Annotated in this window: 20 protein-coding genes; 10 read left to right on the top strand and 10 right to left on the bottom strand. The window is 67.0% G+C overall.

The genetic code is table 11. The annotated features are described in order from the left end of the window. Positions 1-67 precede the first annotated feature (67 nt). Positions 68-2,383 carry a family 20 glycosylhydrolase gene (locus FHW78_RS11690; RefSeq protein WP_183640458.1) on the top strand — a complete coding sequence of 772 codons (2,316 nt, stop codon included), beginning with the start codon at positions 68-70 and terminating at the stop codon, positions 2,381-2,383. A gap of 105 nt (positions 2,384-2,488) precedes the next feature. Here FHW78_RS11690 and FHW78_RS11685 read toward each other — a convergent pair whose 3' ends face one another. Both FHW78_RS11685 and FHW78_RS11680 read right to left on the bottom strand, forming a co-directional pair. Beyond that, on the bottom strand, positions 2,489-2,890 hold the full coding sequence (locus FHW78_RS11685; RefSeq protein WP_183640449.1) for a VanZ family protein: 402 nt from the start codon (positions 2,888-2,890) through the stop codon (positions 2,489-2,491). Between the two features lies 1 nt (position 2,891). Beyond that, on the bottom strand, positions 2,892-4,076 hold the full coding sequence (locus tag FHW78_RS11680) for a class I SAM-dependent methyltransferase (RefSeq protein WP_183640446.1): 1,185 nt from the start codon (positions 4,074-4,076) through the stop codon (positions 2,892-2,894). A gap of 113 nt (positions 4,077-4,189) precedes the next feature. Here FHW78_RS11680 and FHW78_RS11675 point away from each other — a divergent pair, with 113 nt between their 5' ends. After that, complete coding sequence (locus tag FHW78_RS11675) at positions 4,190-5,020, top strand: 20S proteasome subunit A/B (RefSeq protein WP_183640443.1); 831 nt, start codon at positions 4,190-4,192, stop codon at positions 5,018-5,020. A 40-nt stretch (positions 5,021-5,060) separates the two neighbouring features. Here FHW78_RS11675 and FHW78_RS11670 read toward each other — a convergent pair whose 3' ends face one another. After that, complete coding sequence (locus tag FHW78_RS11670) at positions 5,061-6,002, bottom strand: alpha-E domain-containing protein (protein WP_183640441.1); 942 nt, start codon at positions 6,000-6,002, stop codon at positions 5,061-5,063. Further along, positions 6,002-7,450, bottom strand: a complete 1,449-nt coding sequence (locus tag FHW78_RS11665; protein ID WP_183641374.1) for a circularly permuted type 2 ATP-grasp protein — start codon at positions 7,448-7,450, stop codon at positions 6,002-6,004. Before FHW78_RS11665 ends, FHW78_RS11670 begins: the two co-directional genes overlap by 1 nt. Positions 7,451-7,591: 141 nt before the next feature. Between FHW78_RS11665 and FHW78_RS11660 the strand changes: the two genes are divergently transcribed. Then, the gene (locus tag FHW78_RS11660; RefSeq protein ID WP_183640438.1) at positions 7,592-8,332 is read left to right on the top strand and encodes a pteridine reductase; all 741 of its coding nucleotides are present in this window, start codon (positions 7,592-7,594) and stop codon (positions 8,330-8,332) included. On the opposite strand, the gene FHW78_RS11655 is transcribed toward FHW78_RS11660, so the two are convergent. The 4 genes from FHW78_RS11655 to tsaD all read right to left on the bottom strand — a co-directional run bounded on the left by FHW78_RS11655 (position 8,325) and on the right by tsaD (position 11,511). Beyond that, positions 8,325-8,714: a 2-amino-4-hydroxy-6-hydroxymethyldihydropteridine diphosphokinase gene (locus FHW78_RS11655; protein WP_183640435.1), complete on the bottom strand. Its 390-nt coding sequence runs from the start codon at positions 8,712-8,714 to the stop codon at positions 8,325-8,327. The two genes, FHW78_RS11660 and FHW78_RS11655, sit on opposite strands and share 8 nt — an antisense overlap. Then, positions 8,711-9,988: a mechanosensitive ion channel domain-containing protein gene (locus tag FHW78_RS11650; RefSeq protein ID WP_183640432.1), complete on the bottom strand. Its 1,278-nt coding sequence runs from the start codon at positions 9,986-9,988 to the stop codon at positions 8,711-8,713. Before FHW78_RS11650 ends, FHW78_RS11655 begins: the two co-directional genes overlap by 4 nt. Continuing rightward, positions 9,985-10,347: a dihydroneopterin aldolase gene (folB, locus tag FHW78_RS11645; protein WP_183640429.1), complete on the bottom strand. Its 363-nt coding sequence runs from the start codon at positions 10,345-10,347 to the stop codon at positions 9,985-9,987. Before folB ends, FHW78_RS11650 begins: the two co-directional genes overlap by 4 nt. A gap of 105 nt (positions 10,348-10,452) precedes the next feature. Beyond that, positions 10,453-11,511, bottom strand: a complete 1,059-nt coding sequence (tsaD, locus tag FHW78_RS11640; protein WP_183640427.1) for a tRNA (adenosine(37)-N6)-threonylcarbamoyltransferase complex transferase subunit TsaD — start codon at positions 11,509-11,511, stop codon at positions 10,453-10,455. Positions 11,512-11,600: 89 nt separating this feature from the next. Between tsaD and rpsU the strand changes: the two genes are divergently transcribed. The 7 genes from rpsU (at position 11,601) to FHW78_RS11605 (ending at position 18,322) form a co-directional block, all read left to right on the top strand. After that, the gene (gene rpsU, locus FHW78_RS11635) at positions 11,601-11,816 is read left to right on the top strand and encodes a 30S ribosomal protein S21 (RefSeq protein WP_002808376.1); all 216 of its coding nucleotides are present in this window, start codon (positions 11,601-11,603) and stop codon (positions 11,814-11,816) included. A gap of 115 nt (positions 11,817-11,931) precedes the next feature. Continuing rightward, positions 11,932-12,378, top strand: coding sequence for a GatB/YqeY domain-containing protein (locus FHW78_RS11630; protein ID WP_183640424.1), 447 nt, complete (start codon positions 11,932-11,934; stop codon positions 12,376-12,378). Beyond that, positions 12,375-12,974, top strand: a complete 600-nt coding sequence (locus FHW78_RS11625) for a GNAT family N-acetyltransferase (RefSeq protein ID WP_255443290.1) — start codon at positions 12,375-12,377, stop codon at positions 12,972-12,974. The genes FHW78_RS11630 and FHW78_RS11625 overlap by 4 nt, the downstream gene beginning before the upstream one ends. A gap of 79 nt (positions 12,975-13,053) precedes the next feature. Beyond that, a complete protein-coding gene (locus tag FHW78_RS11620; RefSeq protein WP_183640420.1) occupies positions 13,054-13,929 on the top strand; it encodes a YihY/virulence factor BrkB family protein in 876 nt (291 codons plus the stop codon). Between the two features lie 34 nt (positions 13,930-13,963). Then, entirely contained in the window at positions 13,964-15,688 is a 1,725-nt protein-coding gene (gene dnaG, locus FHW78_RS11615) for a DNA primase (protein ID WP_183640417.1), read from the top strand. A gap of 14 nt (positions 15,689-15,702) precedes the next feature. Continuing rightward, positions 15,703-16,209 carry a sulfur transferase domain-containing protein gene (locus tag FHW78_RS11610; RefSeq protein WP_183640414.1) on the top strand — a complete coding sequence of 169 codons (507 nt, stop codon included), beginning with the start codon at positions 15,703-15,705 and terminating at the stop codon, positions 16,207-16,209. Positions 16,210-16,330: 121 nt separating this feature from the next. After that, positions 16,331-18,322, top strand: a complete 1,992-nt coding sequence (locus tag FHW78_RS11605; RefSeq protein WP_183640412.1) for a prolyl oligopeptidase family serine peptidase — start codon at positions 16,331-16,333, stop codon at positions 18,320-18,322. Positions 18,323-18,400: 78 nt separating this feature from the next. On the opposite strand, the gene cyoE is transcribed toward FHW78_RS11605, so the two are convergent. Together cyoE and FHW78_RS11595 are read right to left on the bottom strand one after the other, a co-directional pair. Beyond that, on the bottom strand, positions 18,401-19,282 hold the full coding sequence (gene cyoE, locus FHW78_RS11600) for a heme o synthase (protein ID WP_183640409.1): 882 nt from the start codon (positions 19,280-19,282) through the stop codon (positions 18,401-18,403). Further along, positions 19,279-20,424 carry a COX15/CtaA family protein gene (locus tag FHW78_RS11595; protein ID WP_183640406.1) on the bottom strand — a complete coding sequence of 382 codons (1,146 nt, stop codon included), beginning with the start codon at positions 20,422-20,424 and terminating at the stop codon, positions 19,279-19,281. Before FHW78_RS11595 ends, cyoE begins: the two co-directional genes overlap by 4 nt. Positions 20,425-20,427 lie beyond the last annotated feature (3 nt).

The following is a 20,427-nucleotide window of genomic DNA, read 5'->3' as shown; positions in this document are numbered from 1 at the left end:
TATTGTCTCTCCACGGGTCCAGGACTTCTGGGCCCGTTTTTTTTGGAACAGGGAATCCAGGAAAACCATGACATCCCCAAACCATCACTTTCCGCGCCGTTTCGCCCTGCACCTGGGCCTGCTGACCACGTTGGTCGCGGCGCCAGCCCTAGCTGGAGACGCCGCAACGTCTCCGGCGTTCGCGCTGATCCCCGCTCCCGCCAGCCTGCAGCCGAACGAAGGCGCTTTCATGCTGGATGCCGGCACCACCTTGCATGCCGAGGGTGAAGTCGCGCGCAGGGTCGCCGGCCAATTCGCGGAATTTCTAGCGACAACGCGCGGCACGCGTCTTGTGCTTTCCGGTCCGGGAGAAGGCGGCGTTGTCTTCGCCCTCGACCCGACAGCTTCGGCTTCCTCGCCGGAAGGTTATCGCCTGGAAGTGACGCCTGAGCGGGTCCGCGTCACCGCCGCCCACGAACGTGGGTTGTTCTATGGCGCGGTCACCCTCTGGCAACTGGCGACGCAGTCTTCCGCGCTGCCGGCGCGGATACCGGCCGCCAGCATCCAGGACGCCCCCCGCTTCCCCTGGCGCGGCTTCATGCTCGACTCCGCGCGGCATTTCCAGTCGCTCGACGAGATCAAGCAGATTCTCGATGCGATGGCGCTGCACAAGCTCAATACCTTCCATTGGCACCTGACCGACGACCAGGGCTGGCGCATCGAGATAAAGAAGTATCCGAAGCTGACCGAAGTGGGTGGCTGCCGGGTCGCCGCGGGCGAGGCCGGCGTCGGCGCCGATGGCCAACCGAAGCCCTATTGCGGTTTCTACACCCAGGACCAGATCCGCGAGATCGTGAAGTACGCGGCCGATCGCCACATCGCCGTGCTGCCGGAAATCGATGTGCCGGGCCACGCGCAGGCGGCCATCGCCGCGTATCCGGAACTCGGCGTGCTGGGCAGCACACCACCGGTATCCAACCAGTGGGGCGTGCACAGCTACCTGTTCAATACCGAGGAAAGCACGATCACATTCCTGGAGGATGTGTTGACCGAGGTGATCGCGCTGTTCCCCGGACGCTACGTGCATGTCGGCGCGGACGAGGCGGTCAAGATCCAGTGGGAAAACTCCGCGCGCGCACAGGCGCGCATCCGCGAACTCGGCCTGAAGAACGAGTTCGAGATGCAGAGCTATATCATCAAGCGGCTGGAGAAGTTCCTGGAAGCGCACAATCGCCGCCTGATCGGCTGGGACGAAATCCTTGAAGGCGGCCTGCCGCCCGAGGCCACTGTGATGTCATGGCGCGGTACCGAAGGCGGACTGGAAGCGGCCACGCAGGGCCACGACGTGGTGATGACGCCCAAGTCGCACCTGTATCTTGACTATCACCAGACCACCTCGCCGAACGAGCCGCCGGGCCGGCCGACCCAGGTACCGCTGGAGAAGGTCTACGGTTTCGAACCGGTGCCGGAAGCGCTCGCGCCTTCGCTGCGCCATCACATCCTCGGCCTGCAGGCCAACGTGTGGACCGAACACACACGCCACTATGCGCGCCTGCAGCATCATCTGTATCCGCGCCTGGCCGCATTGGCCGAAGTGGGCTGGACGCCGATGGCGCGCAAGGACTACGGCGACTTCCTCAAGCGCCTGCCTGCGCAGTTGCAGCGCTATCGGTCACTCGGCATCGCCTACGCGAAAACACCGTTCGAAGTGGTTGTCACCGCGCAGGACCTGCGCGAGTCCGGACAGCAGGTCACGCTGGGCAACCCGCTGGGCTACGAGATCCGCTACACCCTCGATGGCAGCGTACCCGCCGCCACCTCGCTGCGCTACGCGCAACCCTTCACGGTGACGCCGCCGGCGCAGGTGCGCGCCGCCGCGTTCTTCGACGGCAAGCCGCTGGCGGACGTCACCGGGCAGCTCGTGGATCGCGAATGGCTGCTGCGCCGGACCAGCGACGCGCTGGCGAGCTGTCCCGAAGGTGGCCGCCTGCTGCTGCGGCTGGAGGACGACGGCCCGCGCGAGGGCGCGCGCGCGATGTTCAACGTCACCATCTTCAATCCATGCTGGCAGTGGCCACAGGCGGATCTGGCGGGCATTGCGAAGTTGCAGGTGCGCGCCGGGCGCATTCCGTACTACTTCCAGCTGGCGCACGACGAGGTCAACCGCAAGTTCGAGCCGGCCCGCTCGGCGCACGGCGAGTTGCTGGTCCGCGCCGGCAACTGCAAGGCCGAACCGTTCGCCACGGTGCCGCTGCCGGCCAGCCCCGACGCCGACGGATTCGTCACCCTCGATGCGAACCTGCCGGCCGGACTCTCCGGCAGACAGGACCTGTGCCTGGTGTTCACCGGCGATACGCGCCCGGCGATGTGGGTGCTGGACGAGGTGCGGCTGGTACCGCGCTGACGCACCGCGCATCGCCGTGACCTGGCGCGGGGATCCTGCACTCCTCGCTCCGCCCCTCGTCCACGCGCGGACGGGGGGCTTTATTTGCCTGTGCCGCAAGCCTGCCTACACCGGCTTGCGGACCTTGCCCTCAAGCCGCAGAAGCAGGTCCCGCAACGGCGTCAGCGCCGTGGACAGGCCCAGCAGCACGCCGACGGTGTTGGCGATGGCGTCGAAGGGATCGCGCATGCGGTCGGTGGTGTAGGCGCCTTGGGCGAATTCCACGCCGATGCCCACGATCACCAGCGCAAGCCCGACGGTCATCCAGCCGCCGCGGCTACGGAACAACTGCACCGCCCCGGCCGCCAGCAGGAAGTAGGCCAGGCCGTGCTCCAGCTTGTCGGTGCCCGAGGGCATGTCCGGGAACGGCGGCGGCGGTCCCAGCGACAGCGCGACCACGGTCGCGATGGCCAGCAGCCACAGGCACAGCCACAGCCGGGGATGGCGGAACGGTTTCAGCAGGGTCATCTCACAGGCGCCAGGTCAGATCGTTGGCAAGGAAGGCCGGACCGAACTCGACGTCGCGCGCGAATCCCATCACCTGGAACCGCTCGCCCATCTCGCTGGGCAGGGTCAATTTCTTCGCCTCGTTGCGAAAACGCAGTTTGGCGGTCTCGTCGGCCCTTTCCTCGATGTCCTGCAGGCGCTCAGGCAAGCCGTTGCCCAGCAGGAAGCTGGCCTGATCGCTGTAACCGGCCAGTTCGAAGCCAGCCTGGGTGCCGGCCTCGGCCAGCGCGGTGAAATCCACCGACGCGGTCAGATCCTGCAGGCCCGGCCACAGGTAGGGATCGGCATGCACGTGCTGGCGGTAGAACGCGCGCAGCGTGCCCTCGTCGCGATCCGGCAGGTAGTACTCGCGGCGCGGATACCCGTAGTCGACGAACAGCATCGCGCCGGCGCGCAGTCCACCCATGACCGCCTGGATCCAGTACGGCAGTTGCGGCAGCAGTTCGGAGCGGTAGCCATCGGGGAAAGGCTGTTCGAGATAACGTTCGACGTGGCGGACCGCCGCCGCCAGCAACGCGTCGGCCGGACGATCGGTGCGGATGAAGCGTCCTTCGTCATCCAGTGCCACGTGTTCCTCGAACACCTCGCCATCGCGCAGGGTGAAGCGCGGCGTGGGCAGCGCGTCGATCACCTCGTTGGCGAACAGCACGCCATTCCAGGCTTCGCCCGGCGGTCCGTCCAGCCATTCGACCAGCGCGAACACCGGTGGAATCAGCCGCTGTGACAGGCGCTCGCGCTGGCGTTCGCGCAGGTCGGCGCTGGGTTCGAGGATGGCGTAGCGCGCCGGCAGCGCATCCAGCTCCAGCAGTCGCTTGAGCATCACTTCGGCGAAGGCGCCGCTGCCCCCGCCCAATTCGAGAAACTCGGCGTCCGGTCCGAGTTCCTGCAGCACCGGCGCGACCGCGCTGGCGACGCAGGCGGCGAACAGTGGACCGAGCTCGGGCGCGGTGACGAAGTCGCCGGCATCGCCGAATTTGGCGCTGCCGGCGCTGTAGTAGCCCAGGCCGGGCGCATAGAGGCAGCGCTCCATGAAACGCGAGAACGGCAGGAAGCCGCCGCTGGCGCGGATTTCCTCGCGCAGCAGGGCCGCCAGCCGCTCGCTGTGGGCGAGCGCGTCGGCATCGGGAAGGGGTAACTGGGCCGGCATGGGGCCACTCGATGTCTGCGGATCCGGGACGTATTGTACGTGCCCGCGGTTCAGCCTAGCCAAGCGGCGAGGCCGCGCCTAGAATCATGATGCACGGCAACAACGGAACCGCCATGACCTATTGCGTCGGCATCGAGGTGGACGAAGGCCTGGTCTTCGCGTCGGATACCCGCACCAGCGCCTCGTTCGATGATGTGCGCGTGTACCGCAAGATGCATAGCTTCGAATACCCCGGAGAGAGGGTGTTCGTCATCCTGTCGGCAGGCAACCTTGCCACCACCCAATTGACCATCTCGCGTTTGCAGCGCGACGCCGGAGATGCCGCGGCCTCCCGCAGCCTGCGTAGCTTCGCCCACCTGTATGAAGTGGCCGAATACGTCGGCGACGTACTCGTGGCCAGCCAGGCCAAGGTCAGTGACGAAGCGCAGCAAAGCGGCGTAAGCGTGCAGGCCACGCTGATCCTGGGCGGCCAGATCGCCGGCGAGCGGCCGGGGCTGTACATGATCTACCCGCTCGGCAACTGCATTGCCGCATCGCCGGAAACCCCCTACCTGCAGATCGGGGAGTCCAAGTACGGCAAGCCCATCCTGGACCGGATCCTGCGCCCGCAGACCACGCTGGAGGACGCCGCCCGCTGCGCGCTTGTATCGCTGGATTCGACCATCCGCTCCAACCTTTCGGTCGGCATGCCGATCGATCTGACATTGCTGCGCGCGGGTGATCTCAGGCTGACCCAGACGCTCCGGCTGGAAAGCGACACGCCCTTGTATTCGGAAATCCACGAGACCTGGTCGCGCAAGCTGGAGGCGGCGGTGCACGGCCTGCCGCGTTTTCCGTGGGAACCCCCGCGCGAGGTCGAGGAACCGGCTTCCACAGTGCCGGCAATGCCGCCACGGCGCTTGCCGTCGCGACAGGATCCGGGCGACATGCAGGGCCAGCAGTAAACGCTCCGCATCCGTGGAAGCTGGCGCCGACAATGTCGGCTCAACCGTGAAAGTAGCCTTCGGCGATGGCGTCGTGCAGTCGTCCCAGGTTGACCTGGATCTCATCCATGAACGCCGCCGGATTGCGTTGCGCCAGCGATACCGGATCGGCGTTGCGGGTCAGCCCGATCACCCGGTTGAGATGGCGATCCACTCCCGGCCGCGGCGGCATGGTCGGCAACACGTTCTGCACGCGTGACAGACAGAACTGCACACTGCGCGGAAACTCGCCGTTCTGCAGCAGGAAACGCAGCGCCAGCTCGGCGCTGACCCGTTGGCGCACATGGCGACGGAACATCTGGTAGGCCGCCAATGAACGCAGCACGCTCATCCACTGCATGTTGCGGAAAGTCTCGCGATCCTCGTCATTGCGTGGCCTGACCAGGCCCGAGGCGCCTGCGTCGATGATGCGGGTGGTCATGTCGGCCTGTTCCAGCGCGGTGCCCAGACGCAGGAACTGGAAGCCGATGTCACGGCTGACGTTGGCACTGAGCAGACCGGACACCTTGAGGCAGCCATCGACGATGCGGTTCAGGAAATCGACGCGGTAACGGCGGCTCAGGCCACGCTCGCCGGTGGTCTCGATCTGCTGGTGCAGATCGTTGATGGCTTCCCAGACCTCCTGCGGAAGGCTGTCGCGGACGCTGCGCAGGAGTTCGCGCGCGGCATCCACCGAACTGCGCAACGACGAGGGGTTGCGGGATTCCAGCAACAGGAAGCGCACCACGTCCGCGTCGCCCACGTCGTCACCGGACTGGGGAAACTGCTGGGCGAAAAACTCGCCGGCGCCCACCGTATCGATCATCGGCCGCCAGGTAAAATGCACCGAACGCGGCAGATCCAGCTGCAGTTGGCTGCCGACGCCCACGAGCCGCGCGGTGTTCTCCGCGCGCCGCACATAGCGACTGAACCAGTACAGGTTGTCGGCTACGCGCGACAGCATCAGGCCTCCTCCTCGTCGACATCGACAACCCAGGTGTCCTTGGCGCCGCCTCCCTGCGAGGAGTTGACCACCAATGACCCCTTGGTCATCGCCACCCGGGTCAATCCACCGGTGGTGACATGGATGTCCTGCCGCGACAGCACGAAAGGACGCAGATCCAGGTGCCGGGGTGAGGGTCCCTGCTTGGAGACGATGGGGGCCGTGGACAACGACAGCGTCGGTTGTGCCATGTAGTTCCGCGGATTGGCTTCGATCAGCTGGCGAAACCTGTCGCGCTGGCGCTTGGTGGAGCGTGGACCGATCAGCATGCCGTAGCCGCCGGATTCATTGGCCGGTTTTACCACCAGATTTTCCAGATGATCCAGCACGTACCTGCGTTCCTTGGGGTTGTGGCACAGGTAGCTGGGTACATTGGGCAGGATTGGTTCCTGATCCAGGTAGTACTTGATCATCTTCGGCACGTAGGCGAATACCACCTTGTCATCGGCGACGCCGGCGCCGGGGGCGTTCGCCAGCGCCACCTTGCCGGCGCGCCAGCTGCGGATCAGGCCGGGAACACCCAGCACGGAATCCGGATGGAATACTTCCGGATCGATGAACAGATCGTCCACCCGTCGATAGATGACGTCCACGCGCTGCGGCCCGTACACCGTCCGCATGTAAGTGCAGTCATCATCGGCAACGAACAGATCACTGCCTTCCACCAGTTCGATGCCCATCGCCTGCGCCAGATAGGCGTGCTCGAAATAGGCGCTGTTGAACACGCCCGGCGTGAGCAGGACGATGCTGGGTGTGTCCCCCGGCCGCGGCGACAAAGCCGCCAGGGTGTCGTACAGCTGCGAAGGATATTCATCGACCGGCAGGATGGCGCTGGTTTCGAACAGTTCCGGAAACACGCGCTTGGCGACCATGCGGTTTTCCAGCATGTAGGACACGCCGCTGGGAATGCGCAGGTTGTCTTCCAGCGCGTACAGGGTGCCGTCGCCGTCACGGACCAGATCGGAGCCGCAGATATGCGCCCATACCCCCAGTGGGGGCGAAATGCCAACGCAGTGCGCCCGGAAGTTGACCGAATCCTTCAGCAGCATCGCCGGGAATACTTTGTCGCGGACGATGCGTTGCTCGCCGTAGATGTCACCGATGAACAGGTTCAGCGCCTGCATGCGCTGCTTCAGGCCGGCTTCGGTGCGCTGCCATTCGCGGCGATCGATGACCCGCGGAATCAAGTCGAACGGGAGCGTGCGGTCGACGTTGCGGCCATCGGAATAGACGGTGAAGGTGATGCCGTGGGCACGGGCGACCACGTCGGCGGCAAGCTGGCGCTGGGCGAGTTCGCGGCTGCCCAGACCGGAGAGGTAGTCGACCAGACGGCGCGCGGCGGGACGCGGGCTGCCGTCAGGCTGGATCAGCTCGTCAAAGGTGGTGGTACGGTACTTGGCCCAGTCCATCCGCTCTTTCCGCGCCGCCACCGGCGACATGCCGGCGGGGTTACTGCATTGCAACATGCGCGAAACCCCGCGAGGCGTCAAGCGGCATGCCTCCCTGGGGCCGACCGGCGACAATGGGGCTCGTTTTCCAGGAGGTTCCACATGCCCGAGTCGTCCCCCGTCGCCCTCGTCACCGGCAGCGCCAAACGGGTGGGTGCGGCCATCGCCCGCGGCTTGCACGCCGATGGTTACGATCTGGCCCTGCACTATCGCCATTCCGGCGAGGCGATGCAGGCGCTGGCCAGCGAGTTGGAGGCCGCGCGCCCGCACAGCGTGCTCACCCTGCACGCGGACCTGGCCGAATTCGATCGACTGCCGGAACTGATCGCGCGCACCGTCGGCCACTACGGCCGGCTCGACGCCCTGGTCAACAATGCCTCGGCCTACTACGCCACGCCGATTGGCCAGGCCACGCCACAGCAGTGGGACGAATTGTTCGCCTCCAACGCGCGCGCGCCGTTCTTCCTTGCGCAGGCCGCCGCACCCCACCTGAAGGCCAGCCACGGCGCCATCGTCAGCATCGCCGACATCTACGCCGAGCGCCCGCTGGGCGGACATACGGTCTACTGCATGGCCAAGGCCGCGCTGGTGATGATGACCAAGTCGCTGGCACGCGAACTCGGGCCGGAAGTGCGGGTGAACGCGGTCGCGCCGGGCAACGTGCTGTGGTCCGAGAATCCGGTCAAGGCGGAAACCCTGGAACTGGTGCATGCGCGCACCGCGCTCAAGCGCCAGGGCGCGCCGGACGACATCGTCTCGGCGGTGCGCTGGCTGCTGGGTGGCAACGGTTACATCACCGGGCAGGTGATCGCCATCGACGGCGGGCGCTCGCTGTTCATCTGACCGGGGCAACCTGCGCCGCAAGGTCCACGAATACCGGGTGCCCGAGCTTGGCCGGGTTTTCCCAGCGCAATTCGCCGTCCGGGGCATACTCGCGGGCCAGATCCAGATCGATGGCGCAAGCCGCATCACCGGGATGCCGGCCGAGTTCGACCTCCAACGCCTTCAGGCGTGCGTTGAATGCGGTTCTTTCCAGCGCGGTTTCGAACAGCAGCGCCTGGTTGGCGTAGCGATGCGGATCGCCCGCCACCACGCTGCCACCGCTGATCATCGGCGACAGCGCCAGGATCCTGCCCTCGCCGGCCAGCGCGGCGCGCGCACGGGCCAGTTGCGCCTCGCCATCCGTGCCGCTGCCCAGGATCAGCAGGTAGCGGTGCGCGCTCATGCCGGAGGCGAGGTCCGCTGGTCCGCCTGTTTCAATGCGGCGGTCGCCATCAGCGCGGCGGTGACGCCCGCGTCGGAGGATTCCTGGAACACCCGCAGCCCAAACTCCGGCAGGATCGCCAGCAGGTGGTCGAAGATGTCCGACTGGATGTTCTCGTAGACGCCCCAGCGGATGTCGCGGGTAAAGCAGTAGATTTCCAGCGGCAGGCCGGTGGATTCCGGCTGCTGCTGGCGCACCAGCAGGGTCATGTCCTGGTGGATGCCCGGATGCTGGCGCAGGTAGTTCTCCACGTAGGCACGGAACGTGCCGAGGTTGGTCACCCGGCGCGCGTTCACCGGATGGATGCCGCGCTGTTCCAGATCGCTGTTCCAGGCGGAGATCTCCCTGCCCTTGTCGTTCAGATAGCGATCCAGCACGGTGAAGCCATGCATGCGCCGCAGTTCCTCGTCGGTGAGAAAGCGCACGCTGTGCTGGTCCAGGTACAGCGCGCGCTTGATCCGGCGTCCACCCGCGTCGCTCATGCCACGCCAGTTCTTGAACGAATCGTTGATCAGCTTCTTGGTCGGGACGGTGGTGATGGTCTTGTCCCAGTTCTGCACCTTCACCGTGTGCAGGGCGATATCGATCACTTCGCCGTCGGCGTTGAGCTGGGGCATCTCGATCCAGTCGCCCACCCGCACCATGTCGTTGGAACTGATCTGCAGACTGGCCACCAGCGACAGGATGGTGTCCTGGAACACCAGGATCAGCACCGCCATCATCGCGCCCAGCCCCGACAGCAGGATCAGCGGCGAGCGGTCGATCAGGGTCGCCACCATCAGCACCGCCGCGATGGTGAACACCACGATCTTCAGCAGTTGCAGGTAGCCCTTGATCGGCCTGTTGTGGGCATCCGGACGGCGCTGGTAGATCTGGTTGACCAGATCCATCGCGCCGGAGAAGGCCAGCGCCAGGGTCAGGATGATGAAGGCGGTGCAGACGTTGCGCACCACCGTGACCAGGTGTTCCGGCAGATCCGGCACGGCCACCACGCCGGCCGAGAGCACGATTGCCGGGATGACGTTGGCCAGGCGTGGAATCACCCGCAGGCGGATCTCGTGCGGTTCGCCCAGAGGCAGCGAGTTGATCATCCGCCGCAGTCCCCGCAGCAGCACGCGCTTGGTCACCCAGTTGGCCAGCCAGGCGGCCAGCACCAGCGCGCAGATGGTCAGCGTGGTGTAGGCCCAGGGATAGGGTTCCAGCCAGGCGCGCAGTTGTTCCAGCCGCTGGTTCATGCCGGCTGCACCGAACCGCGTTCGATGATCACGCCCACGCCCGCGGCATTGGCCACCGCGCCGGGCTTGGTCAGCCGCAGGCGCAGCCAGGCCACTCCGAATTCGTCGATCACCAGGGCGGCGCAGCGCTCGGCCAGGGTTTCGACCAGACCGAATTCGGATGCCTGGATGAAGGCGGTGAGGCGGCGGCTGATCGCGTCGTAGTCGAGCGTGTCGGCGACGTCGTCGCTGGCGGCGGGCTTGCGGTTGTCGAACCCGAGTTCGAGATCCAGGCGCAGGGTCTGGCGGATGCGCCGCTCCCAGTCGTAGATGCCGATCACCGCGTCGGCCTGCAGGCCGTCGATGAAAACCTTGTCCATGTGCAGCGGAAATCGAGAATGCGGAACCGGCATGGTACCCGCCCGTGGCCGAACCTTCCCTGTGCCGCGCCTGCGTCGTGCCTGTTACCCGCCTGCTCTCGCCTGTTACCGGGTGATTTCCGCCGGTTCCGGCGCCACCACCGGCGACAGTGTCGCCATGTCCCAGCGCGGCGTCACCTTCACTTCCGCGCTCTCGTGCTGGCCGGCTTCCAATCGCAACGCGCCGGCGAAGGCGATCATGGCGCCATTGTCGGTGCACAGATCCAGTCGCGGGAAACACACCCGCCCACCCGCGCGCCGCGCGGTCATCTCCTGCAAGCGCGCGCGCAGGCGCTTGTTGGCGCCCACGCCGCCAGCGACGATCAATGTGTCGCAACCGGCCTCATCGAGCGCGCGCCCGCACTTGATCGCCAGCGTGTCGACCACCGCATCCTCGAAACCACGTGCGATGTCGGCCTTGGTCTGCGGCTGCCGGTCGCTGTCGCGCCAGGCCAGCAGCACCTGGGTCTTCAGGCCCGAGAAACTGAAATCCAGCCCGGGCCGGTCGGTCATCGGGCGGGCGAACCGGAACCTTCCGGGCGTGCCGGATTCGGCCAGTTTGGCCAGTTGCGGGCCGCCCGGATACGGCAAGCCCATCAGCTTGGCGGTCTTGTCGAAGGCCTCGCCGGCCGCGTCGTCCAGGGTCTCGCCCAGCAGCCGGTAGCGGCCGATGGCGTCCACCGCCACCAGTTGGGTATGCCCACCGGACACCAGCAGGGCCACGAACGGCGGTTCCGGCGGGTCATGCTCGATCAACGGGGCCAGCAAGTGGCCTTCCATGTGGTGCACCGCCACCGCCGGCAGGTCCAGTGCCCAGGCCAGCGCCCGCGCCACGCCGGCGCCCACCAGCAGGGCGCCGACCAGGCCGGGGCCGGCGGTATAGGCGACCCCGTCCAGATCGCGGGTGTCCAGGCCGGCCTCGGCCAGGGTCTGGCGAATCAGGGGCAGCAGCTTGCGGACGTGGTCGCGGCTGGCCAGCTCGGGCACCACACCGCCATACTCGGCGTGGAGGGCGATCTGGCTGTAGACCGCATGGGCCAGCAGGCCGTCCGCCCCGGCCCGGCCGGTGTCGTAGACCGCCACGCCGGTCTCGTCGCAGCTGGTTTCGATGCCTAGGACCTTCATGGGCGCTATGTTGCACTTTTCCGAGGGCCGCCGCTATAATGCGCGGCTCACCCGGTATGTCCGGGTCGTTTCCATCAACGAGATTACGTATGCCCAGCGTCAAAGTCCGCGAAAACGAGCCGTTTGAGTTTGCGCTCCGTCGCTTCAAGCGCACCTGCGAAAAGGCCGGCGTGCTGGCTGAAACCCGCAAGCGCGAGTTCTACGAGAAGCCGACCCAGGAACGCAAGCGCAAGGCCGCTGCCGCGGTGAAGCGCCAGCTGCGTCGCTCCTCGCGCGACGTCACCAAGCGCCAGCGCCTGTACTGAGCGACGGCGGTTCGCCAGAAGCCGGCACGCGCGAGCGTGGCCGGCTTTTTGCGTTTCTGGATCCCGTACATTCCCCATCCCTTTCCTGCCCCCGGCAGGCCCCCGGAGAACCCCCATGCCCCTGAAGCAGCAGCTCACCGACGACATGAAGGCCGCCATGAAGGCGGGCGACAAGGACACCCTGGGCGTCATCCGCCTGGTCAACGCCGCCATCAAGCAGCGTGAAGTGGACGAGCGGGTGGAGCTGGACGACGCCGCGGTACTGGCCGTGCTGGAGAAGATGGTCAAGCAGCGCAAGGATTCGGTGAACCAGTACGAGGCCGCCGGCCGCGAGGACCTGGCCGCGGTCGAGCGCGCGGAAATCGTGGTGATCGAGCGCTATCTGCCGGCCAAGCTGGGCGAAGCCGAGATCCTGGCCGCCATCGACGCGGCCATCGCCGAGACCGGCGCCAGCGGCCCGGCCGACATGGGCAAGCTGATGGGCGTGCTCAAGCCGCGCCTGGCCGGCCAGGCCGACATGGGCCAGGTTTCGGCGCTGGTGAAGAAGAAGTTCGCGGGCTGAGCCCGCCTGGCCGGCGGAATAGCGGCGCGGCGCGGCCGCTCCGCCTTCGCCGGTATGCTTGGGCCTCCCTCCACACCCGGCGGAGCAAGCTCCGCTCCACGATGTCCCCGACGATCCTCCTGCGGGCGGCGACCCGCGCCGACCTGCCGCACATCCTCGCCTTCATCCGCGAACTGGCCGAATACGAGCGGCTGGCCCATGAAGCGGTCGCCACCGAGGCGCTACTGGACCAGCATCTGTTCGGCCCGCGTCCGGCCGCCGAAGTGGTGATCGCCGAGGTCGATGGCGAACCCGCCGGCTTCGCCCTGTTCTTCACCAGCTTCTCCACCTTCCTCGGGCTTCCGGGCCTGTACCTGGAAGATCTGTTCGTGCGGCCGTCGTTCCGCGGGCTCGGCGTGGGCAAGCGCCTGATGATCGATCTGGCGCGGCGCGCGGTGGAACGCGGCTATGGCCGCTTCGAATGGTCGGTGCTGGACTGGAACGAACCGGCCATCCGCTTCTACCGCGGCCTCGGCGCGATCGGCCAGGACGAATGGACGGTACAGCGCGTCACCGGCGACGCCCTGCACCGGCTGGCGGCAACCCCGGCGGACTGATCGCGCCGCACCCCGCGCTCACGGCGCGACGACAGGCGCCTGTCATGCTGGCAGCGTGTCTGGACGGATGCCGAATCCGATGCGGGGCCTGCGCGATCAGTTGCTGCGATGGCTGAAACGGTTCCACGGCAGCCTGCCGGTCGCGCTGGCGCGACGGTTCATCGAAATCGACGTGATGGCGCAGGCGGCGTCGCTGGCGTTCTACGCGTTGCTGTCGCTTGCGCCGTTGCTGGTGCTGCTGTTGTGGCTGACCACCGCGCTGTATCCCAGCGCGCAGGAGGCGCTGCTGCGGCAGATCGGCGATCTGGCCGGACGGGATGCCGCCGACATCGCCACCACCGTCCTGCGCAACGCGCGCAACCGCCCCAGCGTCGGCTCGCTGGCCGGAGGCTGGAGCACGGTGCTGCTGTTCATCGGCGCCACCGCCGTGTTCGGCCAGTTGCAGCAGGCGCTGAACCTGATCTTCCGCACCGACGCCCAGCGCCTGGAAGGTCCGTGGGCATGGTTGCGCAAGCGGATCTTCTCGTTCGGCGTGGTGCTCGGGCTGGGTTTCCTGCTGTTGGTGTCGATGACCCTCAACACCCTGCTGCAGGTGCTGTTCGCGCGGGTGCCGTCGCTGTTGCCCGCGCTGGGCGACCTGGCCTCGCTGGCGCTGTACGTGTTCGCCTTCGCGTTGCTCTACCACTACCTGCCGGATCGGCGGGTGGCGTGGCGACGCGCCTTTCTCGGCGGCGCGCTGACCTCGGTGCTGTTCATCGCCGGCCGCTGGGCGATTGGCCTGTACCTCGCGCAGGCGGCGCCCGGTAGCGCCTATGGCTCGATGGGCACGCTGGTCATCCTGCTGGTCTGGATGTACTACGCCACGGTGGTGTTCCTGGTGGGCGCCCTGCTGACCGCGCTGATCGACGAACGGCTGGCCCGGCGCCGGCAGGCGGGCGCCCACCGGGCGTCCTGACGTCACCGGCCGGGCGTGGAATACTACGCAGTCCATGGCCCGCATCCCCGACGCCTTCATCGACGAACTGCTCGCCCGGACGGATATCGTCGAGGTGATCAGCACGCGCGTGCCGCTGAAGCGGCAGGGCAAGGAGTACTCGGCCTGCTGCCCGTTCCACGACGAGCGCTCGCCCTCGTTCACGGTTTCGCCGACCAAACAGTTCTATCACTGCTTCGGCTGCGGCGCGCACGGCACCGCGCTGTCGTTCCTGATGAATTACGACCGCCTGGAGTTCCTCGACGCGGTCGAGGAACTGGCCCGGCGCAACGGCATGGAAGTGCCGCGCGAGACCCAGCAGCGCAACCAGGACAACGACACCCGCGATCTGTTCGGCGCGCTGGAAGCGGCCGCGCGCTTCTTCCAGCGCCAGCTGGAAGGCAGCGACAAGGCACGCGCCTACCTGGACGGACGCGGCGTGGATGCGGCCACCCGGGCGCAGTTCGCCATCGGTTACGCGCCGGATGGTTTCTCCGCGCTGAAGGACGCGCTCGGCACCGACGAGCGGCGGATGAAGCTGCTGGATCGCGCCGGCCTGTTCTCCAAGAACGATCGCGGCCACACCTACGACAAGTTCCGGGATCGGGTGATGTTCCCGATCTACGACCGTCGCGGACGGGTGATCGCCTTCGGCGGCCGCGTGCTGCAGAAGGACGACGGCCCGAAGTACCTCAATTCGCCGGAGACCGCGCTGTTCCACAAGGGCCGCGAACTGTACGGCCTGTGGCAGGTGCGCCAGGCGAACCAGAAGATCGCGCGGCTGATCGTGGTCGAGGGCTACATGGACGTGGTCTCGCTGTTCCAGTTCGGGGTCAAGCAAGCGGTCGCCACGCTCGGCACCGCGACCACGCCCGACCACGCCGAACTGCTGTTCCGCAACGCACCGGACGTGTACTTCTGTTTCGACGGCGACGCCGCCGGCCAGCGCGCCGCGTGGCGCGCGCTGGAATCGGTGCTGCCGCGCATGAAGGATGGCCGCCAGGCGTTCTTCCTGTTCCTGCCCGACGGCGAGGACCCGGACACCATCGTGCGCCAGGAAGGCGCCGCCGCGTTCGACGCACGCTTGCAGCAGGCGATGCCGCTGTCGGAGTTCTTCTTCCAGGAACTGGGCAAGGACATCCGCCTGTCCACCCTGGACGGCAAGGCGCGCCTGGCCGAGCGCGCGCGTCCGCTGCTCGCGCAGATTCCGGACGGCGCCTTCGGCGATCTGATGCGGCAGCGGTTGGGCGAGATCACCGGTGTCGGCGCCGCTTCCGCGCCCCCTCCCGCCCGGCCCGCTTCGCGCGCTCCCGCGCATCGCTCCGCCAATAACAAGCCCAGCCTGGTGCGCAGCGCGATCGTGTGCCTGCTGCACAAGCCGTCGCTGGCGCTGGCACTGCAACCGCCGCACGCGTTCGCCGGCCTGCGCCTGCCCGGTGTCGAACTGCTGCTGGAATTGCTGGACATCGTGCACGCGCGCCCGGACATCACCACCGGCGTGCTGCTGGAACATTTCGCCGAGCGCGAGGAACTGCCCGCGTTGCAGAAACTGGCGATGCAGGAACTGCCCGGCGACGAGAACATCTGGCAGGCCGAACTGCTGGACGCCGCGCACCAGATGGAAAGACAGCTTTTGCAGCAGCGTATCGACGAACTTCAGGTGAAACAGCGCAATATCGGCCTGGACGAAGCCGACAAGTACGAATTGCGCGCCCTGCTGCAGGCGCGCGTGGCCCGCTGAACGAGGAGATTCCCATGAACCGTGGATCCCGCCGCACCGTTGCATCGTTCCGTCACCTGCTGGGAGGCGCCGTGCTGCTGTTCGCCCTGCAGGTCCAGGCCGGTGATTTCACCCAACCGCGCCCCGGCCTGCATACCGGCGGCCAGCCCACCGCCGATCAGCTCGCCGATTTCTCCAGGCAGGGCGTGCGCACCGTCATCGATCTGCGCGCCCCGGGCGAGGATCGCGGTTTCGACGAAGCCGCGGCCGCCGAACAGAACGGCATGCGCTACGAGCGCCTGCCCATCGCCGGCGCCGACGACCTCACCGCCGCCAACGCCGCGGCACTGAAGAAACTGTTGCAGGAAGGTGGCGACAACGTGCTGTTGCACTGCGCGTCCGGCAACCGGGTCGGTGCCTTGCTGGCGCTGATGGCCAAACAGGAAGAAGGCGCCAGCAACGACAAGGCGCTGGAACTGGGGCGCCAGGCTGGCCTGAAATCACTCGCGCCGGTGGTCGAGCAGAAGCTGCAGGCACCGTAAGCATTCACGGGACGACCGGACGCGCTCCGGTCGTTCCGCATCGCGGCCAACCTCCGACACTGGCCGGGAATGACGGAACGTGTTTAACCTCGGGTTCTTTCACCCCGGGGAGAACCTTCGCATGGCCCTTCCTTCCGGCAGATGCCTGCCGTTGCTGCTGTCCGTGCTCGCGCTTCCGGCGCTGGCCCAGAGCACCGCGACGCCCTCCCAGGCGCAGGCACGCGAACAAGTCGGCAATCGCACCACCGAATACGTGCCGGCGATCCCCGCCGAACTGACCGAGCGCCTCAACCGCTACCAGAACACGCGCGGCGCCGGCTTCGCCGGCTGGACCCGCGAGGGCTGCGTGCTGATCACCACCCGCTTCGCCGAGACGAACCAGGCCCATCGTGTCTGCCAGCCGATGGGCATGCGCGAGCAGCTGACCTTCTACCGCGAGCCCATCAACAGCGTCGGCACCGCGCCGGCGAAGTCCGATCGGGATGGCTTCGTGTTCGGCAAGGACGTGGGCGGCAACGAGTTCTGGCAGTTGCACTGGTTCGACCTGGCAACCCGCGAAACCACCCTGCTCACCGACGGCAAGGCGCGCAACCAGGGGCCGTTGTTCTCGCATGACGGCAAACAACTCGCCTGGAGCAGCACCGCCCGCAACGGCAAGGACACCGACGTCTGGGTGATGGATCTGGCCACCCGCAAGGCGCGCACGGTGGTCACCGAAGGCGGCCAGTGGAGCGCGATGGATTTCTCGCCGGATGGCAGGACGCTGCTGGTCAACCAGTATGTATCGGTCAATGAAACGCATCCGGGCAAGGTGGATCTGGCCAGCGGCAAGCTCACCCTTTTCCCGATCGAGGGTGGCAAGGCGGCGTCCGGCGGATTCCGCTACGCGGGCGACGGCCGCGGGGTGTTCTACGTCTCCGACGAGAACCTCGACGGCAAGCCGCAGGAGTTCAGCACCCTGCGCTACCACAATCCCGCCACGGGCGAATTCAAGGTGGTCAGCGCGGACATTCCCTGGGACGTGGATCAGCTGGACGTTTCCGACGACGGTCGCCATGTCGCCTACGTGAGCAACGAGGACGGCATCGATCGCCTGCATGTGTTCGCCTGGCCGTCGTTCCAGCCGGTCGCATTGCCGGAACTGCCCATCGGCATCATCGGACGCATGGGCTTCTCGCCCGACGGCGGCAAACTGGCGCTGACCCTCAACACCGCCACCTCGCCCAGCGATGTCTATGTGATCGATCTGGCGGCGGCGAAGCTGGCCCGCTGGACGCGCAGCGAAGTCGGCGGACTGGATGCCGGCGGCTTCGTCGCGCCCACGCTGGTGCGCTATCCGACCTTCGATCAGGTGGACGGCAAGCCGCGTACCATCCCGGCGTTCTACTACAAGCCGGCCAAGCCGGCGAAGAATGGTCGCCATCCGGTGCTGATCGACATCCACGGGGGCCCGGAAGGACAGTCGCTGCCGGCCTTCAATGCCGGCATCCAGTACCTGGTCAACGAGATGGGCATCGCCGTGCTGGTGCCCAACGTGCGCGGATCCACCGGCTACGGCAAGACCTACGTGCAACTGGACAACGGCTTCAAGCGCGAGGACTCGGTCAAGGACATCGGCGCGCTGCTGGACTGGATTGGCCAGCAGCCGGAACTGGATGCCAGGCGCGTGGGCGTCTACGGCGGCAGCTATGGCGGCTACATGGTGCTGGCGTCGCTGATGCACTACAGCGACCGCATCCGCGCCGGCATCGACGTGGTCGGCATTTCCCACTTCGGCACGTTCCTGAAGAACACGGAAAGCTACCGCCGCGATCTGCGCCGGGCCGAATACGGCGACGAACGCGATCCGGCGATGGCCGAGCACTTCGAGAAGATCTCCCCGCTCAACCACGCCAACCGGATCACCTCGCCGCTGTTCGTCGCCCAGGGACGCAATGACCCTCGCGTGCCCTATACCGAGGCAGAGCAGATCGTGAAGGCGGTACGCGGCAATGGCCAGCCGGTCTGGTACCTGGAATTCTCGGACGAAGGCCACGGCTTCCAGAAGAAATCCAACAGCGACTACTTCAGTGCCGCCTCGATGCTGTTCTGGCAGCGCCACCTGCTGGAGTGACGCACCCGCCACGTGTCCGGAAAACGGAAAGGCCCGCTCGCGCGGGCCTTTCTTCATTGCGGCGGACGCGCACCGCGACTACAGCCAGTGGTCCACCAGCAGGAAGGCGAACAGCGCCATCAGGTAGACGATGGAGTAGTTGAACATCCGCATCGCGAAGAACTCGTCCGGCGGATCCAGCAGGCGCCAGGCGTACCACAGGAACACCAGCCCCAGCACCAGCGCGCCGCCCAGGTAGAACAGGCCGCTCATGCCGAACACCACCGGCAACACGGTCACCTCCACCAGCAGCACCGTGTAGAACAGGATCTGCCAGCGCGTATAGGTCACGCCATGGGTGACCGGCAGCATCGGCACCAGCGCGCGCGCGTAGTCCTCGCGGCGGAAGATGGCCAGCGCCCAGAAATGCGGCGGCGTCCACACGAAGATGATCAGCACCAGCAGCAGCGCGTGCGCCCAGTCCCACTCGCCGCGCATGCCCGTCATGGTGGCCCAACCCAGCAGCGGCGGCGCGGCGCCGGCGATGCCGCCGATGACGATGTTCTGCGGCGTCGCCCGTTTCAGGAACACGGTGTAGACCACCGCGTAGCCGATCAGCGAGGCGAAGGTCAGGATCGCGGTGATGACGTTGACCCACAGCACCAGGATCGCCATCGACAGCGCCGCCAGGCACAGCGCGAACACCAGCGCCTGCCACGGCTTGACCTGCCCCACCACCAGCGGACGCCAGGACGTGCGCGCCATCTTGGCATCGATGCGGGTGTCCAGCAGCTGGTTGATCGCCGCCGCGCTGGAGGCGGCCAGCCAGATGCCGAGGAAGCCCAGCGCGCCGCGGCGCAGCTGATCCAGGTCCGGCAAGCCATCGATGGCCAGGAACATGCCGACGATCGCGGTGAACACGATCAGCGCGACCACGCGCGGCTTGGTCAGGTCCCAGTACTGGCGCAGTGCGATGCTCATTCGGGCTTGCGCAGGCGCGCGATCAGCGAGACCAGGGTGAACAGCAGCAGCACCGCGCCGGCATTGTGCGCGACCGCGACATGCAGCGGCAGGTTCAACTTCACGTTGAGGATGCCGAGGGTGAACTGGGCAATGATCAGCAGCACCAGCAGGGTGGCCCAGCCACGCATGCCCGGCGTGCGGAACAGGCGCGCGCCCAGGCCCAGCACGTACAGCGCGACGATGACCGCCATGATCCGGTGGGTCATCTGGATGGCGATGCGCGATGCGCCGTCCAGCACGCCGCCTTCGTAATCCACGCCGATGCCGCGCCACAGGACGAAGCCTTCGCTGAAGTCGGCCGGCGGCCACCAGCGTCCCACGCACTTGGGAAAATCCAGGCCGCAGGCAACCGCGGCGTAGTTGGCGCTCACCCAGCCGCCCAGCGCGATCTGGATGCCCAGCAGGACCAGCCCGCCGATCACCCAGCGGCGCAGCGACACCGCATCGGCCAGCTTGATGGGCTGATCGGTGGCGCGCCAGGCCATCCATACCAGCAGCGCGAACGTGGTCAGGCCACCGAGCAGATGCCCCATCACCACGATTGGCTTGAGCAGCCAGGTCACCGTCCACATGCCCAGCAGCGCCTGGAAGATGATCACCGCCAGGGTCAGCGCGCTGACCCGCGCCAGATCCAGGTTGGACCAGCGCAGCGCGGCGAACAGCAGGATCGCCTCGCCGATGATCGCCAGCACCGATGCGGCGACATGTTCGCCATGCATGTACAGCGGGATCGCGGTAGCGACGAACGCCGATGCCAGCAGGATGGTGGCGATGCCGAAGCGGCGCCGGCGCGCGGCCAGCAGCGACAGGATCAGCACCAGCATGCCCAGGGTGGCGGCGATGTGGCGGTGCACCTGCTCGCGCCAGGCCTTGTGCGTCTCGAACGGACGGATCGCGCTGGCGGCGTGGTCCACGACTTCATGCGTGCTCTGCGGCCAGGTGGCGCGGCCATAGCAGGTCGGCCAGTCCGGGCAGCTCAGGCCCGCGTTGGACAGGCGAACGAAGGCGCCGAAGATGATCACGCACAGCGCCAGGCCGACGGCGAGCCAGGCGATGCGATGGAAATGGCGATACAGCACGGGCCGGGCGACGGCATTCATCTC

Source organism: Pseudoxanthomonas sp. OG2 (assembly GCF_014192765.1).
GTDB classification, from domain to species: Bacteria; Pseudomonadota; Gammaproteobacteria; order Xanthomonadales; family Xanthomonadaceae; genus Pseudoxanthomonas_A; species Pseudoxanthomonas_A beigongshangi.
Note: the sequence above shows the minus strand (reverse complement) of the source record. Positions and strands in the feature narration are given on the sequence as shown.

Excerpts from the sequence above, each read along its gene's own strand:
- FHW78_RS11690 (WP_183640458.1), top strand. The coding sequence starts at position 68 with ATGACATCCCCAAACCATCACTTTCCGCGCCGTTTCGCCCTGCACCTG.
- FHW78_RS11685 (WP_183640449.1), bottom strand. The coding sequence starts at position 2,890 with ATGACCCTGCTGAAACCGTTCCGCCATCCCCGGCTGTGGCTGTGCCTG.
- FHW78_RS11680 (WP_183640446.1), bottom strand. The coding sequence starts at position 4,076 with ATGCCGGCCCAGTTACCCCTTCCCGATGCCGACGCGCTCGCCCACAGC.
- FHW78_RS11675 (WP_183640443.1), top strand. The coding sequence starts at position 4,190 with ATGACCTATTGCGTCGGCATCGAGGTGGACGAAGGCCTGGTCTTCGCG.
- FHW78_RS11670 (WP_183640441.1), bottom strand. The coding sequence starts at position 6,002 with ATGCTGTCGCGCGTAGCCGACAACCTGTACTGGTTCAGTCGCTATGTG.
- FHW78_RS11665 (WP_183641374.1), bottom strand. The coding sequence starts at position 7,450 with ATGGACTGGGCCAAGTACCGTACCACCACCTTTGACGAGCTGATCCAG.
- FHW78_RS11660 (WP_183640438.1), top strand. The coding sequence starts at position 7,592 with ATGCCCGAGTCGTCCCCCGTCGCCCTCGTCACCGGCAGCGCCAAACGG.
- FHW78_RS11655 (WP_183640435.1), bottom strand. The coding sequence starts at position 8,714 with ATGAGCGCGCACCGCTACCTGCTGATCCTGGGCAGCGGCACGGATGGC.
- FHW78_RS11650 (WP_183640432.1), bottom strand. The coding sequence starts at position 9,988 with ATGAACCAGCGGCTGGAACAACTGCGCGCCTGGCTGGAACCCTATCCC.
- folB (WP_183640429.1), bottom strand. The coding sequence starts at position 10,347 with ATGGACAAGGTTTTCATCGACGGCCTGCAGGCCGACGCGGTGATCGGC.
- tsaD (WP_183640427.1), bottom strand. The coding sequence starts at position 11,511 with ATGAAGGTCCTAGGCATCGAAACCAGCTGCGACGAGACCGGCGTGGCG.
- rpsU (WP_002808376.1), top strand. The coding sequence starts at position 11,601 with ATGCCCAGCGTCAAAGTCCGCGAAAACGAGCCGTTTGAGTTTGCGCTC.
- FHW78_RS11630 (WP_183640424.1), top strand. The coding sequence starts at position 11,932 with ATGCCCCTGAAGCAGCAGCTCACCGACGACATGAAGGCCGCCATGAAG.
- FHW78_RS11620 (WP_183640420.1), top strand. The coding sequence starts at position 13,054 with ATGCGGGGCCTGCGCGATCAGTTGCTGCGATGGCTGAAACGGTTCCAC.
- dnaG (WP_183640417.1), top strand. The coding sequence starts at position 13,964 with ATGGCCCGCATCCCCGACGCCTTCATCGACGAACTGCTCGCCCGGACG.
- FHW78_RS11610 (WP_183640414.1), top strand. The coding sequence starts at position 15,703 with ATGAACCGTGGATCCCGCCGCACCGTTGCATCGTTCCGTCACCTGCTG.
- FHW78_RS11605 (WP_183640412.1), top strand. The coding sequence starts at position 16,331 with ATGGCCCTTCCTTCCGGCAGATGCCTGCCGTTGCTGCTGTCCGTGCTC.
- cyoE (WP_183640409.1), bottom strand. The coding sequence starts at position 19,282 with ATGAGCATCGCACTGCGCCAGTACTGGGACCTGACCAAGCCGCGCGTG.
- FHW78_RS11595 (WP_183640406.1), bottom strand. The coding sequence starts at position 20,424 with ATGAATGCCGTCGCCCGGCCCGTGCTGTATCGCCATTTCCATCGCATC.